The following is a 14,793-nucleotide window of genomic DNA, read 5'->3' as shown; positions in this document are numbered from 1 at the left end:
TATCTGATTGTATTTTTTGTTATCATGGCATTTGGCGCTGTGCTTTTGCATAGGACGAAACAGCCTTAATAAGCGGGGTGCCGCTTCATAGCTGATTCACAGCTGCGAAGCGGCACCCTCTTTACGAAACTCAGTCATGCTTATTTCCCGTTTTGTAATCGTCTCTAGCCCAGTTTGGAGCATTGACCGGACCGGCCTTGTCATTTCCATTTTTCGCAGCACCCTGGATTTCCGGCACATGGGCCTGCTCATTTTTTGGTCGATGCATTTTTTCATGATTCTCCGTTCCATGATTGTTTGAATCATAAGGACTCGGTCTTCTCATACCTGCTTTTGCCATAATGTTACCTCCTATCTGTCGATAGTTTTTGTATTTCCCCGGAAACTATGCAGATAAAATCATCAGATATCTTTTATTGTTTCTGTACACCAATGGATCGTGCCCTCACAGGATATGATTCCTTTTCTAAGAACCGCTTTGATAAAACGTGACCGTTCCTTCGTTATCTCCTTGATTCCCTTCTCTAAATCCCTTTGCATTTGTAGATATTGTTCCAGCTTTTTTTCATGTATTTCTTTATAATCATTCAGCATCCGGATTACGCGTTCCTTGGGCTGGCTGCTTGAAAACAATAATTTAAGCATGAACTCAGAGCGCACCGGTTGGAGCAAGGTCTCTTCTAAAAGCCATGCATCAAACTCCTGCTTTCCTTTTTCAGTGATTCGATACTCCACTTTCCTGGCATTCTTTTCCCCTGATACAATATCGATCAATCCATCCTCCAATAATTTTTTCAGCGTTGGATAAATATGCCCGAAATTTTCATTCCAAAATCCTGCAAGCACCGTATCGCAATACTTCTTGATATCATAACCAGTGCCTGGTGATATACTTAAAATCCCTAATATTGCATACATGGATTTATTTTTCAAAGCCATGGCGATTCCCTCTCCTTCCACGTAACCACATACCGTTCTATTTCCTTCACAAACTGTTCCAGATCCCCTGCTTCCCTCATCTTTTGAGAGATTTGGTTACAGTTTTCTTTCACTTGCCTGTTCAAAAGAAGGGCTTCTGTTTTAGATCTAAGTATTTCTGATGATAGCTCCTTCATACTTTCTGCCATGCCCAGATGCATGGAAACAAGCCTTTTTGCCACCATATGCTGGTCATTTACCTGCGGTAATGCAAGCATCGGCACTCCAAAATACAAAGCTTCGTTCACACTGTTAAAACCTGCATGGGTTATAAATACATCCGCCCGTTTTAATACCTCCAGCTGTGGAAAATAACTCTTTACCATAAAATTTGACGGTATTTCAATCAACTCAGAAACATCACATTTATTTCCAGTGGACATACACACATAATAGCCAGTATCACGAAATGCAGAAATACACAAATTATAAAAGTCAATATTATCTGTATTAAGACTCCCAAGAGAAATATAAATAAGCGTTCTGTCCCCTATTTCCCTATAATCAATATCCGCTGCTTCCTCATGCCTGTCAATGGAGGGGCCGGCAAATAAATATTCCGGCTCCTTCATATCATTATCTCCGTTAAATTCCCTGGTAGTGTATACGATATTCATATCTCCTTTGCTGGTAAAAACCTGATCCAGTCCTGGTTTCTCAATATTGTAGCTTTCACATAGTCTTTCCAGGACCTGATAGCAATGATCCAATTGTGAATGGTATCCTTTTACAAGCATCTCCTTAGGAACCGGAGCTTTACTCATGGCAAAGGACGAGTGGGAACACAATACCGGTATCTTGAGTATCTGTTTTAAAAAACAGGCTCCTCCAAAGATAGAATCACAAATAATCATGTCATACTGGTTTTCAGCCACATTTTCCAGTATTTCCGGAAGCATCACTTCATCATATTGTAAAATGTATTCCATAAGCATAAAAAACGGATGCCTGTCCGTTGGCCGGTAATCCTTTAAAAACTGATCCAAGTGACTGCTATAGCCATTCCATCTCGCTCCGGCCTGTATGACACTATCCGAAAACTGGGCGGAGCAAAAATAGTTGACTGCGTTTCCTCTCTCGGTCAACTTCTTTACCAATCCAAGTGTTGGGTTTATGTGACCGTATAAATTTGCATTTACAAACAAAACGTTCATTTTCCAGCCTCCTTATATCACTCTGATATAGTTATATTATATCAGAGTGATATATATGTCAAGCATGAGTATTAAATAATCTTCCCCTTTTTTAACTCTAATGAAAAGAACAGGGAAATCTGGTGTTCAAACCAAACGTCTCTGTTCTTTTACAAATCCTTTTCGACTATACTATAGCTTCCAGCAATCTATATCCCACTCCCATTTCTGTTATGATGTATTGAGGATTCGCCGTATCTTTTTCAATTTTCCTTCTCAGGTTTGCAACATTTACCCGAAGGGCTTTGCTTTTGTTCACATAAGGTCCCCAAAGTTCACGGCATAGAAACTCATGTGTCAATACAGTGCCTGCATTCAGAGAGAGAAGGACGATAATCCGGTATTCAATTGGAGTCAAATGTACCGTTTCCCCGGCTACCGTAACGATTCTCTTATCATAATCAATATATAAATCCGACGAATGAAATGGCTGATTCAATATGCTGTTCTTTATTTTCGATATATGCCCTCTTCGCAGAGCAGTTCCGATTCTTGCCACTAGAATCGCATTGTTGAAAGGTTTTGTAACATAGTCATCTGCACCGCTGTCGAGAGCCGATACAATGCACTTCTCATCATTCCTTGCCGATATAATAATCACAGGAACCATACTCCAGCTTCTGATCGACTTAAGTACTTCCATACCATCCATATCCGGCAGTCCCAAATCCAACAAAATTAAATCCGGGCAATGGGATGAGGCAAAGGAAATAGCTTCCTGCCCATTGACGGCTTTCAATACCCTATAGCCCTGTAATTCCAATTTTACAGAAATAAATTCGATGATTGCGTCTTCATCCTCTACTATCATAATAACGTGTTTGTTTTCCATAGCAACACCTTTCTATAAACTGCATCCTTTGATCCGCAGGCGCAAACAATCATTAAAAATTATTACTAATCGCCAAGGGGTAACGTAAACACAAATTGCGCTCCGCCTTCCGGCCGATTATATGCATGTATATCTCCTCCATGGGCTCTGATTATGGTTTTACAAATGGAGAGACCGATTCCCAGATTTCGTCTTGAATCTTTATATGGGTTCTCCTGCGTAATCGTAAAATTAAATAGCATAGGAAGAATCTTTAGATCTATTCCCGGACCTGTATCTGTTATGATAAAACGCACAAAATCATCCTCTTCTTTTACCTCTAATGTCACATCCGATCTCCGGCCACCGGCATGTCTTTGTGTATTTTCCAGAATATTCGTAAGGACTTGTGAGATCAGCATAATATCCATGGGAAGTAAAATCACATTATCAGGCTGATTAATCGTGATTTTGGTATTTGGAAAGCGCTTGTGAAACGTTAAGACAGCCCCTTCTATCACCTCTTCAACAATTTCTTCGGATTTATCAATGACCATATCATTATTCTGAATCTTTGTAATGGACAATATGTTTTCAATCATATTTAAAAGCCATTGGGAATCATTTTGTATCCCCTCTACCAGTTTGGCCCTTACTTCATAAGGAACTTTATCCCCCTCTTCCAGTAAAGTAGAGCTGGCACCTATAATACCAGTAAGCGGAGTTCTTAAATCGTGAGAAATACTTCTTAAAAAGCTGTTCTTTACTTTTTCCGTTTCCATCATCACCTTAGTTTCTTGCTGCTCTGCCATAAGCCGGTACATTCTAAGTGCCTGAGCCGTTTGCTCCGCAATTAATTCCAAAAACATCTTTTGCTTCTTGTTCAAATCCTTCTCTTTAAAAGAAAAGGCAAATACTCCATAAGTAATGTTCTGAGTTATTATAGGCAGAAAATAGCCATAGTCTTTATCCTCCAAAGCCTTCTGCTTATCCGCGGCAAGTCTTACGAATTTAAATACTTCCTCTTTCTTAAAAAATTCAATCCCGACATCATCTTCTTCATATAAGAAGTAAGGAGTCAGCTTTCCATATGGTTTGATATCCTCAAAAAAAGCTACCGAATGCATTAACTCATCCTTTAAGTAATCCATCGAGTACTTTATGATCGTGTCAAGATCCCTTGTAGAAAGAAGATTCCGGTTAATACTGTATAACAATTCAGCATGCTGGCACTTCTGCCTGGCTTGTTCCGCCTGTTTCTTAATGCTGGTAGTAATAATGCTGCTGGTTAGAACGACTAACAGCAGTACAATAAGAGTTACCGGAAAGTTCACAGTAAAACTAAAACCGAATCTTGGAGAAGTTATGAGAAAATCATAAGTAAATACCCCTATAACTGCTGATGCTACTCCATAAATATATCCTTCTGTAACAGCTGTAATAATAAATATTGCCATAGCCATAACAATATTAATATTCTGATATCCAAAATTATTACGGTAAAGAATTTCGCAGATAAGTAATGTACCGCAAAGAATGCAGAAAGAGAAAATAATATTTTTAGCCTTTTTCTTATTCACTTCAAGTCACCCTATACTTTTTCATATGTTATTTATAATTAAAAGATTTTCAGGCACAACAGAAATCTTTTCCTGCCTTATTTGGCAGTGCTCATTGCTTTTATGACTATTATACCATTGTTTTAGCTGTTTTAGCTATCATTAATTTGTTATCCGAACATGGAAATAAAAATTCCTGCTATAATTGCTGAACCTATGGTACTTGCAACAATAGGTCCCATTGCATGCATTAAAAGATGGTTTGTAGGATCGTATTCGTGACCTAATCTTTGAGATATTCTGGCAGCCATCGGCATCGCAGAAACTCCTGCATTTCCAATGAGGGGATTCACTTTTCCTCCCGTCAATTTGCATAAAATTTTAGCTACCAGTATTCCACCTGCGGTACCCATGATAAATGCAAAAAGGCCTAAGATAATAATAAAAACTGTTTTAATATTTAATACCCTCTCAGCGGTCGCACTTCCTCCAATGGATAAACCAATTAATAAGGTAAGAAGATTCAGTAAATCGCCCTCAAGCATTCTGACTAACCTTTCTGCCACACCGCTCTCTCTGATAAGATTACCAAGCATCAGCATGGATATCAATGTAGCAGCGGAGGGTACGAAGATCAGGACTAACAAAGTAGTTACAATAGGAAAAAGAATCCTCTTTCTCCTGGACACCTCTTTCGGAATAGGCATAATTACCATTCTTTCTTTTTGAGTGGTAAGTGCTCTCATGATCGGCGGCTGGATAAGAGGAACTAAAGCCATATAGGAATACGCTGCGATCGTGATTGTGGGAAGCAGATGACTTGCCAGCTGCTTTGTGATATAAATAGAAGTCGGACCGTCTGAACTTCCTATTACTCCGATGGCTGCCGCTTCCTGCATGGTGAAGTTTACAAAGCCGGGGACAAAATAGGAAATTACATGTCCTAAACCTAATGCTCCAAACATCGCGGCAAAAATACCAACCTGACCTCCAAGACCAATCAATGCTGTCTTAGGTGCTGATATTAAGGGACTGAAATCTGTCATTGCACCAATGCAGATAAAAATCATGGGAGGATAAATCCCAAGCTCAATGCCCTTATATAAATAATAAATCAGTCCACCTTCATCATAAGAGGACAGACCCGCATTTGATATATTAGCAATAAGCATTCCAAATGCCAATGGAAGAAGAAGCAGTGGTTCATATCTTTTTTCAACCGCCATATATGCAAGGGCAAGCGCCAAAATTATCATTATTATATCCGGTAGAGTTAAATTGCTTAGTATGCTAGTAATATAGTTAATAACGATCATCTCCTAATTGTTTGTATTATTACACGATTATGCGCCCATTAAAGTTAACATTTATATCTATAATTCGGTTTTCTTTAAATATTTTATATCCAATGGTTTTGAAAGATAGGAAATAATCATCTTTCTTGGGGAATTGATTGTAAAAGTACAATTTTCTAACATAGTTTTCTCCTTTTTTATCTTTAATTTATTTATTTGTATTAATTATAAAAGAAATATGTATAAAGAAGAGGTTAAGAAAATCTGATACTGAATAATCCCTCCTGTCTCCCGCATCATCTTCGTGCAGGCAAAAAAAAGTCAGTACAATGCCATAGGCAAAATACTGACTTTTGGAATTAGATGCTTAAACAAACCGGACAATTTCATCCAGTGGTTTGCGGGATTTCTTCCGTACCGTCTGATCAACGGGATATCCGGCTGCAATCAACCCGCAGATATGCTTTTCCAACGGAATATCTAACAGCTTAGCAACTTTTTCTCTGTCAAACATTCCCAATATGCAGGTTCCGATTCCCTGTGATTCGGCTTCCAGGCAAAGATAAGCCATTGCCGCTCCAATATCCCCGGGAGCAAAATACTGGCTGTCTACAAGGCTTTTTACATGAGGCATCAGATTTGCGTGTTCTTCAACCACAACAAAGAACGCCCGTGCTTTAGAAGCAAATCCATTCCCCATCTGCTGTGCAGTTTCTGCTACCTTTTCCATAAGTTCCGGATTTTCGACTACCACAAAACTCCATGGCTGGCCATTACAGCCGGAAGGTGCCAGGTGGGCCGCCTCAACACATTTAACCAGTTTTTCATGTTCGATTGACTGATCTTTAAAATTTCTGCAGCTTTGCCTGCGAAGGCATAAATCCATAAAATCTTCCATTTTAATTGCTCCTTTCTATGAAAGCCTTTTATAAGGCAGAATAAATATTTTAATCTTGTTTTAAGGGGATCACCATATTCCAGGTATTTTCCGCATCAAAAAAGCTTTCTGTCCCATCACTCGTTGCAAAAAACATATGGGTCGCCTTACCGTTTTCAAATAAGAGAAAGGGCCGGTCTAAATTCCCCATCTGGCGCACTTTTCCATCATCCCATAACACCTGACGGGAATAGACCCGTTCTCCCATATTAAGAGTCCATTCAAGTCCATTCTTAGAATAGCCATGGACGCCTCCATATGTTTCTCCGCATATGTTTCCATGCATGTCTTTTGCGATCATCTGATAGCAAGGACCTTCTTTCCAGATAAACGGGTCCTCAATCTCTATGGATTCATCCACAAATAACGGTTTTTCCTGCATCACATGATATGGTCCGGAAACTTCCTTTGCCATTGCCACTCCGATTGTCATCTGTCCATACGTATCTCCTGTATATGGCATTGATTTATATGACCTGGCTTTAAACAGCAGAACGACCGAACCATCTTCTTCTATGCACGGCGCCGGATTCGAAGTCAGGAAATTGTCAAAATGTCCCGGCCTGGTTGGAAGTATGGGGCTGTCATAACGTGTCCATGGTCCAAAAATGCTTTTTGCGGTTGCGATTCCGACTCTTTTATTCCCACGGGCTACAATCGTACGGCAGTCATTGTGGACCAGTCGTTCTCCCTCCTTTAAATCCGGAAATGGATGGGTAGAACCTGTATAATACAATACGTATGTATCTCCACATTTTGTAATTTGAGGATTATGTGTCATCCTCCCATCCCAATATTCAGCTCCTCTGGCTGGGAGTATTACCTCTTCAAACTGATATGGTCCTTCCGGCGTATGGGAACTGGCGCGTACAATTTCTGACAGGGAAAGCCAGCCCGGATGCATGGGCTGTGATTTCGGCCAGCGCGACGCAAACATATGATACCGGTTATCTTCCCCTTTGATCACAGATCCACACCATACCCAATATCCTTCCATACGAAAGCCTCCGCCAACCGGAGCCGGAAGCATTCTTTTTTTTAAATCAATTGGATTTCCCATCTGTATTTTCCTCTGCTAAATAATCAACGTTAGACAAAAACTGTACTATAAGACAATCAGTACAGTTTTTACCAGTTGCTTCTATTTATTATATCATCCCATACTGCATTTATTAAGTAAATTTTCTATTATTTTACAACTCCTTTTTGTAGCATGATATTGGCATACAAGGCCTGTTCTCCTGTAGCGATTACAGCATAGGCTTTCTTCGCCTCCCCATAAAAGTCAAAACGCTCCAGATACCCTGTTGCCTCCTCACCAAGTCCCTCTTTTTGCATCATAATCCTTTTATACTCTTCCCAGATCGGAACATCTGTCTGATCACCTTCCACTACTTTCATTACATGCACTGGTTGTTCAACATAGCGGTCAAGGGGAAATACTGACAGCACGGCTTCCAGAATATCCGGGACGGAATGCCCATCCATACGAATCACATTCCCGTCTTTTCCAACTGATTCAGCGGGAAAATTACCGTCAGCAATCACAAGCACGTCTCCATGCCCCATCTCACACAATACCTTCAGAAGTTCCGGCGATAACACCGGAGGAATTCCTTTCAGCATACCTGCCTCCTCATTTATTTATTATATTTTTTATAACCCGGATGTCTTCCTGTCACTCCGTAGCTTTCTCTCATGGAAATCAGCCGGTCGATATTCTCCTCAGAAATTTCCTTTGCCCCGCCTAACAAATGGGCATTCAGGCTGATTTTTGCAAACAGTTCCAAGGTTTCCATCCGGTAATAAGCAGTGAGTAAGTCAGCTCCTACCACCAGGGCACCGTGATTTTCCAATAATACGGCATCGTGGTGTTCCAGATACGGTGCGATCGCATCCGGCACTTCATATGTGGATGGTGTTCCATAAGGGGTGACCGGTACGGAGCCTAATGCAATTACGGTCTCGATCATGGAGTATTCGTCCAGGGCTTTGCCAGCCACTGCATACCCTGTTGCTACCGGTGGATGGGCATGTAAAACGGCCCCTACATCCTCCCTCTCTTTATAACAGCGCAGATGCATTTTTATCTCAGAAGACGGGCGGAATCCATCAAGTCCCTCTAAAACAGTTCCATTCTCATCAATGCGGAGCAGCCTTTCCGGCGTAATGAAGCATTTGCTGATGCCGGTAGGCGTCACAAAGAAGCTCCCATCATCCAGTTTCACTGACACATTTCCATCATTGGCTGCCACCCAGCCTAACTGCCACATCTTGTGGCATATATCACAAATTTGCTCTTTCAATTCTTTATATTGGCTATCTGTCATCGTTCTTCCTTTCTTAGAAATTCTCCCGGTACCACTGATACGCCTCTTCCCACCGTTCTGCTTGCTTTGGTTCATACAGGATCGGCTCCACAGATTCCGCCAGTACCTTTCTTGCCTGCTGCAAATTCGAAAACTCATGATCCGCTATATACTGGACCATCACATTACCAAATGCAGTTGCTTCTATCGGACCGGCAATCACCGTGCAGTTACAGGCGTCAGCAGTCATCTGGCAAAGCAGCCTGCTCTGAGCGCCTCCTCCCACAAGATAAATCATGGAATATGTTTTTCCCGTACACTCTGCAATTTCATCCAGAGCTTTCCGATAGGACATAGCCAGACTTTGGTTTATGCAGCAAATGATTTCCCCTTCTGTCTCCGGCACCGGCTGGCCGGCTTTTCTGCAAAAGCTGCGGATCCGTTCTGGTACATCACCTGGAGGAAGAAATTCCGGGGCATCCGGCGTAATAAAACTTTTTAATATCTCAGCCCTGGAAGCCATCTCCTCCAGCCTGGCAAAATCATAGTTCCTGCCTTCCCGGAGCCATTGTCTCTGGCTTTCCTGCACCAGCCAAAGACCAATGATATTTTTAAGGAACGAATACTTTCCCTCCACCCCAAGCTCATTTGTAATGTTATATTTCAGCGACTTTTCGCTGATTACCGGTGAATCCAGTTCTGTTCCCAGAATGGACCAGGTTCCGCAGCTTAGGAAGATATAATCCTTCTCCTGTGCCGGAATTGCTGCCATAGCGCTCTGCGTATCATGGCCGGCAACTGCAATGACATTCGCCGGCAATATTCCAAGCTCTTCGCAGACCGGGGAGCTTATTTTTCCGGTTACGGCTCCCCAAGGCACCAGAGGTGTGAACAATCGTTCCGGCAGTTCAAGCCGCTTTATCACTTCCCATGACCATTGTTTTTCCCTCATATCAAAAAGCTGGGTCGTTGATGCTATGGAGCATTCACTATTCTTCTCTCCTGAAAGAAAATAGCGGAATAAATCAGGCATAAGCAAAAGGGAATCTGCCTGCTTAAGGAGTTCGGGCGAATCCGCATGGAAAGCCAGAAGCTGAAACGCCGTGTTGATTTCCATGAACTGATTACCCGTGATTTCATAAAATCTTTTTTTATCGATCATCTGCTCACTTTTTTTAAGATAACCTTCCGTACGGCGATCCCGGTAATGGACCGGATTGCCCAGAAGCCTTCCCTTAGAATCAAGCAGGCCATAATCCACACCCCATGTATCTATTCCGATACTGCCAAACCCGCCATGGCTTTTGGCCTTTAAAAGTCCATGTTTTATCTCATAAAACAAACGGGGAAAATCCCAGTACATCGTATCACCCATGGTAACCGGATCATTTGAAAAACGATGGATCGTTTCTAATGTGATTCGTCTGCCATCATATCTCCCCGCCATGATCCGCCCGCTGGATGCGCCAAGGTCTGCAGCTAATACTTGTTTTTGAGTCATAATTTCCCCCATCTTATTTATAAAGAGGACCGTATGTCTGGCATGCCCGGTAATCCTGCCCTTCTTTATCCATACCAAAAGCATTCCATGCGGCCGGCCTAAAGATCTTTTCTTCCGGAACATTATGCAGGCTGACAGGGATTCTTAATATGGAACACAAGGTGATTAAGTCAGCTCCCACATGTCCATAACTGATTGCCCCATGATTTGCTCCCCAGTTATTCATCAGGTCATAAGCACTGGAGAATGCACCCTGGCCTGTGATAATCGGGGTAAACCAGGTACAAGGCCATGTATAATCGGTTCTTTTCCAAAGAACATCCGACACTTCCTCCGGCAGATGAACCGTGTACCCTTCTGCAATCTGCAGAGATGGCCCAAGGCCTTTGACCAGGTTCAGACGGATCATGGTCACTGGCATCTCACAGTCAGTAAGAAAACGGGAAGAAAATCCGCCGCCTCTAAAATATCCGAAATCAGCCTGATTCCATGTGGTCGCTTCCAATATCTGCTTTTGGTCTTCTTCCGTCACCTCAAACCAAGGTTTTATCATGCGGTTTCCGCTTTTATCCACAGCCTTTCCGCTGGCATCCAGACAAGCGGCACCGGAATTTATTAAGTGCAGGAACCCGCCGGCTTCTTTTGACCGTCCCTCCAGGTTATAATCTGTGACGCGTTTTACGGCAGCTTCACTCCAGTAGGTACGGACATCTGCGAAAATCTGTGCCCGATTTGTAAGAAGTTTTAAAAATAACATGCCGATCCCATTTAAAACATCATTTTCTGTAGCCAATATGTAAGGTTCCCTGGCGCCATTCCAATCAAAAGAACTATTAAGCATGGCCTCGGCAAAGTCGCCATTGGGATAGAAATCCGTCCACTGACGCTGTCCCTGAAAACCTGCAGCGATTGCATTATGGCCTAAGGATTCTTCTTCGAAGCCTTTTTCCAGGTTCGGATTGCCATTCATCAGATCCTTGATAATGCACATCATCTTTACTACAAATTCCCAGTCTTTATCCGTTTCTTCCTGACTCTTTTGTACCGCTTCCGGGTTTTTGTCAAAGCCTATCACACAATTTTCCTTTGTCCATGCCAGCGCCCTGTCAAATTCTTCTTTATCGTAAATGCCTTCTGTCATCCTCCGGATGATTTCCACTTCATCCACTGATTCCACCCTCATGCCTAAGTATTCTTCTATGAAAGACGGATCAATGATGGATCCGCCGATTCCCATACAGATAGAACCTATCTGGAGATAGGATTTTCCTCTCATGGTGGCCACAGCCACGGCTGCACGGCCGAAACGGAGCAATTTTTCTTTCACATCCTTTAGTATCCCTGTTTCATCAGCGTCCTGCACATCATGTCCATAAATCCCAAAAGCAGGAAGGCCCTTCTGAGCATGAGTCGCCAGCACCGAAGCCAGATATACAGCACCCGGACGCTCTGTTCCATTAAGTCCCCATACCCCTTTTATGGTTTTCGTATCCATGTCCATTGTCTCTGCCCCATAGCACCAGCACGGGGTCACCGTCAAGGTAATATCCACACCTGCCCTGCGGAATTTATCCGCGCAAGCGGCTGCTTCCCCTACACCCCCAATGGTCGTATCTGCAATCACCACGTTTACAGGATCCCCATTGGAATAACAAATGTTATTTTGGAACAACTCTGCCGCCGCCTTAGCCATGTTCATGGTCTGGTCTTCCAGCGATTCCCTTACTTTCAAGTATCCTCTTCTTCCGTCAATCACAGGCCGGATACCTATCACCGGGTAACTTCCAATTAATCTGCTCACTGCCATATTCCTTCCTCCTTCTATTTGCATTAGAAAACGATTATTCCTAACTGTAGTGTATCATATTGGATCCGAGGATTCTTGGCTGATATTTGCAAAAAGTATGATAATATTCATATATTTATCTAAAATAATGTTGATTTTTCAATTCTGTTGGTATTATAATATCTAAAGATATGACTGTTGGCTTAATTGTAAAGCCAGACGCTTGTTTGAATCACGAGACGCAACTTTTGTAATCAACTAGTTGATTTCTGTAAACGAATTTTACTCTGCATCAGATCGAAGGAGGTGAAAGCCATGCAATATATTAAATATAAAGAAAACAAAAGTCACGGTACATCTGAATTTCCTGTTGGCTATTACTATGTGAATCATCTGCATCCCCAATATACAATGCCCTATCACTGGCATGAAGAGCTGGAACTTATTCATATTATAGAAGGGGAGTTCGAGGTGACGATTGATGAGAATAGCCGGCTTGCCCTGCCTGGTGATATCCTCATCGTCAACAGCGGCTGTCTGCACGGAGGCATACCTCATGACTGTACTTACGAATGCATCGTTTTCCCCTGCAGCCTCCTGTTGGGCAAATCCTTTGCTTCTCCCTTTTTAGACAAAATAAATAGATTTGAACTGAGATTAGATGAGTACTATCCATATGACCCAAAGAATAAAATCTATTCCCTCATGGAAGATTTCTTTCAGATTATGAGGTGTATTACGGCCAGGCAGGAGTTAATTGCCGTTGGGTTATTAAATCAGATCATAGGATATATCTATTCTGAAAACCGCTTTGTCATCCCTGACCAGGCGGAACGTTCCAAGCACAAGAACATTTACCTTTTAAAAAATGTACTGGATTATATTGATCATAATTACTCCTTTAAAATAGAACTGAATGATTTGGCAAAAATTGCCGGAATGTCTCCTAAATATTTCTGCCGTTTCTTCTTCGAAATGACTTCCCGGACGCCTATCGATTATGTGAATTATTATCGCATTGAACGGGCCTGTTATCAACTGATAACCACCAATGACTCCATAACAGAAATCTCCCTTTCCTGCGGATTTAATGATATCAGTTATTTCATTAAGACTTTCAAGAAATACAAAGGGAAATCGCCCAGACAGTATTTTAAGGAACTTATGCCATTTATCTGAACAACAACGTCTCAATAAACATCACAACAAGCATGAAACCCAATCCGGTAATTACCGAAACCGAACCGGCCACACCCGCCAGCCCTCCGTCTCCGCCGGCCTTTTCCGTATAAACTGGAGCAAAGATGCTTATAGGCGCAAACACAAGGACCGTCAAGATCTTCCGAATCTCAAGGGAAAAGGGTGCAGCAAAAAAAATCACCGCAGCAAACAAGCTTCCCAGCACAGCGCGATAAGCCACCAACCAAATCACTTCTTTCAGTCCCGATCGCAAGGAAACCGGTTTGATCATCATCCCAATCATCAGCATAGCAAGAAAATTATTTGCCGCGGCAACCGGAGCCGTCAGCTTCAAGACTGCATCTGGCACCCGGACATTTAAACAGACCAAAAGAAACATCAGAACATACGTATCAAATGGAACAGAGGAACACAGCTTCTTTAAAATACTCCCCGGCGTCTCCCGCCCCTCTGCTCCGGTCTGAAGCACTGCAGAGGTGAGCGCATAGGCCCCTCCCGTCACTACAACCGCATTTCCTATATCAAACATACAGACAATCGCACTCGAAGATTCATAAAACGTCTGTATTAACGGCATGGCAAAGCTCCCAATGCTATACCCCGAGGCTCCCAGCGCAAAAAACGCACGCACCCGCTTATCCTTCCGTTTCGTAAACAGTAAACTAATTATCCCTGGAAGAGAACTGAAAACCATCCCCGCCAGGACCACAAACAGCATCTCCCCACTCTTCTCAAAATCAGAAAACGCATGAACCACCGCCGCCGGAAGTGTCATATTAACTACAATCCGGCTAATTACCCGATAATCCCCTTCCTCAAAAAACCCTTTCCTCCTCAAAATAACTCCGCCCAGTAAAATAAGGATCAGGGCTGCAATTTTTAATACAAAATCCATATCGGCCTCCATACATTTTCCTTTTCTCTCTTAGGCTGGCAAAAGGGGATTGCACGGGATAAAATCTTGCCACATGGCCGGATTCATCCCACACAATCCCCTTTCGGAAATTCCGGAAACAGCAGTGCCGGTGACCAGGAGATATACTCCTATGCCAGATGCGTCCGATCCTGTATCCCCTTCTGCTGCCCCTTAGATCTCATACTCCACAATACAAGTCTCTCCCGCCACTGCGTCCCCGGTATACACCTTCATAAACCGAAGGGCCTTAGAATTCGTAATCACCACCGGGGTATAAAACGTCCCGCCATCCGGATTCACCACCTGGC

Annotated in this window: 14 protein-coding genes; 1 reads left to right on the top strand and 13 read right to left on the bottom strand. The window is 42.6% G+C overall.

The window, feature by feature from the left end:
- Positions 1–130: 130 nt before the first annotated feature.
- The 12 genes from RT269_RS27325 to RT269_RS27270 all read right to left on the bottom strand — a co-directional run bounded on the left by RT269_RS27325 (position 131) and on the right by RT269_RS27270 (position 12,390).
- Entirely contained in the window at positions 131–340 is a 210-nt protein-coding gene (locus RT269_RS27325) for a hypothetical protein (RefSeq protein WP_313187438.1), read from the bottom strand.
- A gap of 62 nt (positions 341–402) precedes the next feature.
- Positions 403–939: a PadR family transcriptional regulator gene (locus tag RT269_RS27320; RefSeq protein ID WP_313187436.1), complete on the bottom strand. Its 537-nt coding sequence runs from the start codon at positions 937–939 to the stop codon at positions 403–405.
- Positions 930–2,132: a macrolide family glycosyltransferase gene (locus RT269_RS27315; protein ID WP_313187434.1), complete on the bottom strand. Its 1,203-nt coding sequence runs from the start codon at positions 2,130–2,132 to the stop codon at positions 930–932. The genes RT269_RS27320 and RT269_RS27315 overlap by 10 nt, the downstream gene beginning before the upstream one ends.
- Before the next feature lie 166 nt (positions 2,133–2,298).
- Complete coding sequence (locus RT269_RS27310; RefSeq protein ID WP_313187433.1) at positions 2,299–3,003, bottom strand: response regulator transcription factor; 705 nt, start codon at positions 3,001–3,003, stop codon at positions 2,299–2,301.
- A gap of 65 nt (positions 3,004–3,068) precedes the next feature.
- On the bottom strand, positions 3,069–4,562 hold the full coding sequence (locus tag RT269_RS27305; protein WP_313187432.1) for a sensor histidine kinase: 1,494 nt from the start codon (positions 4,560–4,562) through the stop codon (positions 3,069–3,071).
- Between the two features lie 149 nt (positions 4,563–4,711).
- On the bottom strand, positions 4,712–5,797 hold the full coding sequence (locus RT269_RS27300) for a sodium ion-translocating decarboxylase subunit beta (protein WP_313187431.1): 1,086 nt from the start codon (positions 5,795–5,797) through the stop codon (positions 4,712–4,714).
- A 406-nt stretch (positions 5,798–6,203) separates the two neighbouring features.
- Positions 6,204–6,734: a nitroreductase family protein gene (locus RT269_RS27295; RefSeq protein WP_313187429.1), complete on the bottom strand. Its 531-nt coding sequence runs from the start codon at positions 6,732–6,734 to the stop codon at positions 6,204–6,206.
- 49 nt (positions 6,735–6,783) lie between these two features.
- Positions 6,784–7,833, bottom strand: a complete 1,050-nt coding sequence (locus RT269_RS27290) for a glycoside hydrolase family protein (protein WP_313187428.1) — start codon at positions 7,831–7,833, stop codon at positions 6,784–6,786.
- Between the two features lie 128 nt (positions 7,834–7,961).
- The gene (locus RT269_RS27285; RefSeq protein WP_313187426.1) at positions 7,962–8,399 is read right to left on the bottom strand and encodes an RbsD/FucU family protein; all 438 of its coding nucleotides are present in this window, start codon (positions 8,397–8,399) and stop codon (positions 7,962–7,964) included.
- A 14-nt stretch (positions 8,400–8,413) separates the two neighbouring features.
- Positions 8,414–9,103, bottom strand: a complete 690-nt coding sequence (locus RT269_RS27280; protein ID WP_313187424.1) for a class II aldolase/adducin family protein — start codon at positions 9,101–9,103, stop codon at positions 8,414–8,416.
- Positions 9,104–9,116: 13 nt separating this feature from the next.
- Complete coding sequence (locus tag RT269_RS27275; protein WP_313187422.1) at positions 9,117–10,583, bottom strand: rhamnulokinase; 1,467 nt, start codon at positions 10,581–10,583, stop codon at positions 9,117–9,119.
- Between the two features lie 13 nt (positions 10,584–10,596).
- Positions 10,597–12,390, bottom strand: coding sequence for an L-fucose isomerase (locus tag RT269_RS27270; RefSeq protein ID WP_313187420.1), 1,794 nt, complete (start codon positions 12,388–12,390; stop codon positions 10,597–10,599).
- A 294-nt stretch (positions 12,391–12,684) separates the two neighbouring features.
- On the opposite strand from RT269_RS27270, the gene RT269_RS27265 reads away from it, so the two are divergent.
- Entirely contained in the window at positions 12,685–13,548 is an 864-nt protein-coding gene (locus tag RT269_RS27265) for a helix-turn-helix transcriptional regulator (RefSeq protein ID WP_313187418.1), read from the top strand.
- Here RT269_RS27265 and RT269_RS27260 read toward each other — a convergent pair.
- Positions 13,541–14,464, bottom strand: a complete 924-nt coding sequence (locus tag RT269_RS27260; protein ID WP_313187416.1) for an AEC family transporter — start codon at positions 14,462–14,464, stop codon at positions 13,541–13,543. The two genes, RT269_RS27265 and RT269_RS27260, sit on opposite strands and share 8 nt — an antisense overlap.
- Between the last annotated feature and the right edge of the window lie 329 nt (positions 14,465–14,793).

It is taken from the genome of Lacrimispora sp., assembly GCF_032078915.1.
Taxonomy (GTDB): domain Bacteria; phylum Bacillota; class Clostridia; order Lachnospirales; family Lachnospiraceae; genus Lacrimispora.
This window is presented reverse-complemented; position numbering and strand designations above follow the sequence as displayed.

Bases quoted from the DNA above. Each gene is read 5' to 3' on its own strand.
- RT269_RS27285 (WP_313187426.1), bottom strand. From the start codon at position 8,399: ATGCTGAAAGGAATTCCTCCGGTGTTATCGCCGGAACTTCTGAAGGTA.
- RT269_RS27320 (WP_313187436.1), bottom strand. From the start codon at position 939: ATGGCTTTGAAAAATAAATCCATGTATGCAATATTAGGGATTTTAAGT.
- RT269_RS27265 (WP_313187418.1), top strand. From the start codon at position 12,685: ATGCAATATATTAAATATAAAGAAAACAAAAGTCACGGTACATCTGAA.
- RT269_RS27275 (WP_313187422.1), bottom strand. From the start codon at position 10,583: ATGACTCAAAAACAAGTATTAGCTGCAGACCTTGGCGCATCCAGCGGG.
- RT269_RS27310 (WP_313187433.1), bottom strand. From the start codon at position 3,003: ATGGAAAACAAACACGTTATTATGATAGTAGAGGATGAAGACGCAATC.
- RT269_RS27290 (WP_313187428.1), bottom strand. From the start codon at position 7,833: ATGGGAAATCCAATTGATTTAAAAAAAAGAATGCTTCCGGCTCCGGTT.
- RT269_RS27270 (WP_313187420.1), bottom strand. From the start codon at position 12,390: ATGGCAGTGAGCAGATTAATTGGAAGTTACCCGGTGATAGGTATCCGG.
- RT269_RS27280 (WP_313187424.1), bottom strand. From the start codon at position 9,103: ATGACAGATAGCCAATATAAAGAATTGAAAGAGCAAATTTGTGATATA.
- RT269_RS27315 (WP_313187434.1), bottom strand. From the start codon at position 2,132: ATGAACGTTTTGTTTGTAAATGCAAATTTATACGGTCACATAAACCCA.
- RT269_RS27325 (WP_313187438.1), bottom strand. From the start codon at position 340: ATGGCAAAAGCAGGTATGAGAAGACCGAGTCCTTATGATTCAAACAAT.
- RT269_RS27300 (WP_313187431.1), bottom strand. From the start codon at position 5,797: ATGATAATTTTGGCGCTTGCCCTTGCATATATGGCGGTTGAAAAAAGA.
- RT269_RS27260 (WP_313187416.1), bottom strand. From the start codon at position 14,464: ATGGATTTTGTATTAAAAATTGCAGCCCTGATCCTTATTTTACTGGGC.
- RT269_RS27295 (WP_313187429.1), bottom strand. From the start codon at position 6,734: ATGGAAGATTTTATGGATTTATGCCTTCGCAGGCAAAGCTGCAGAAAT.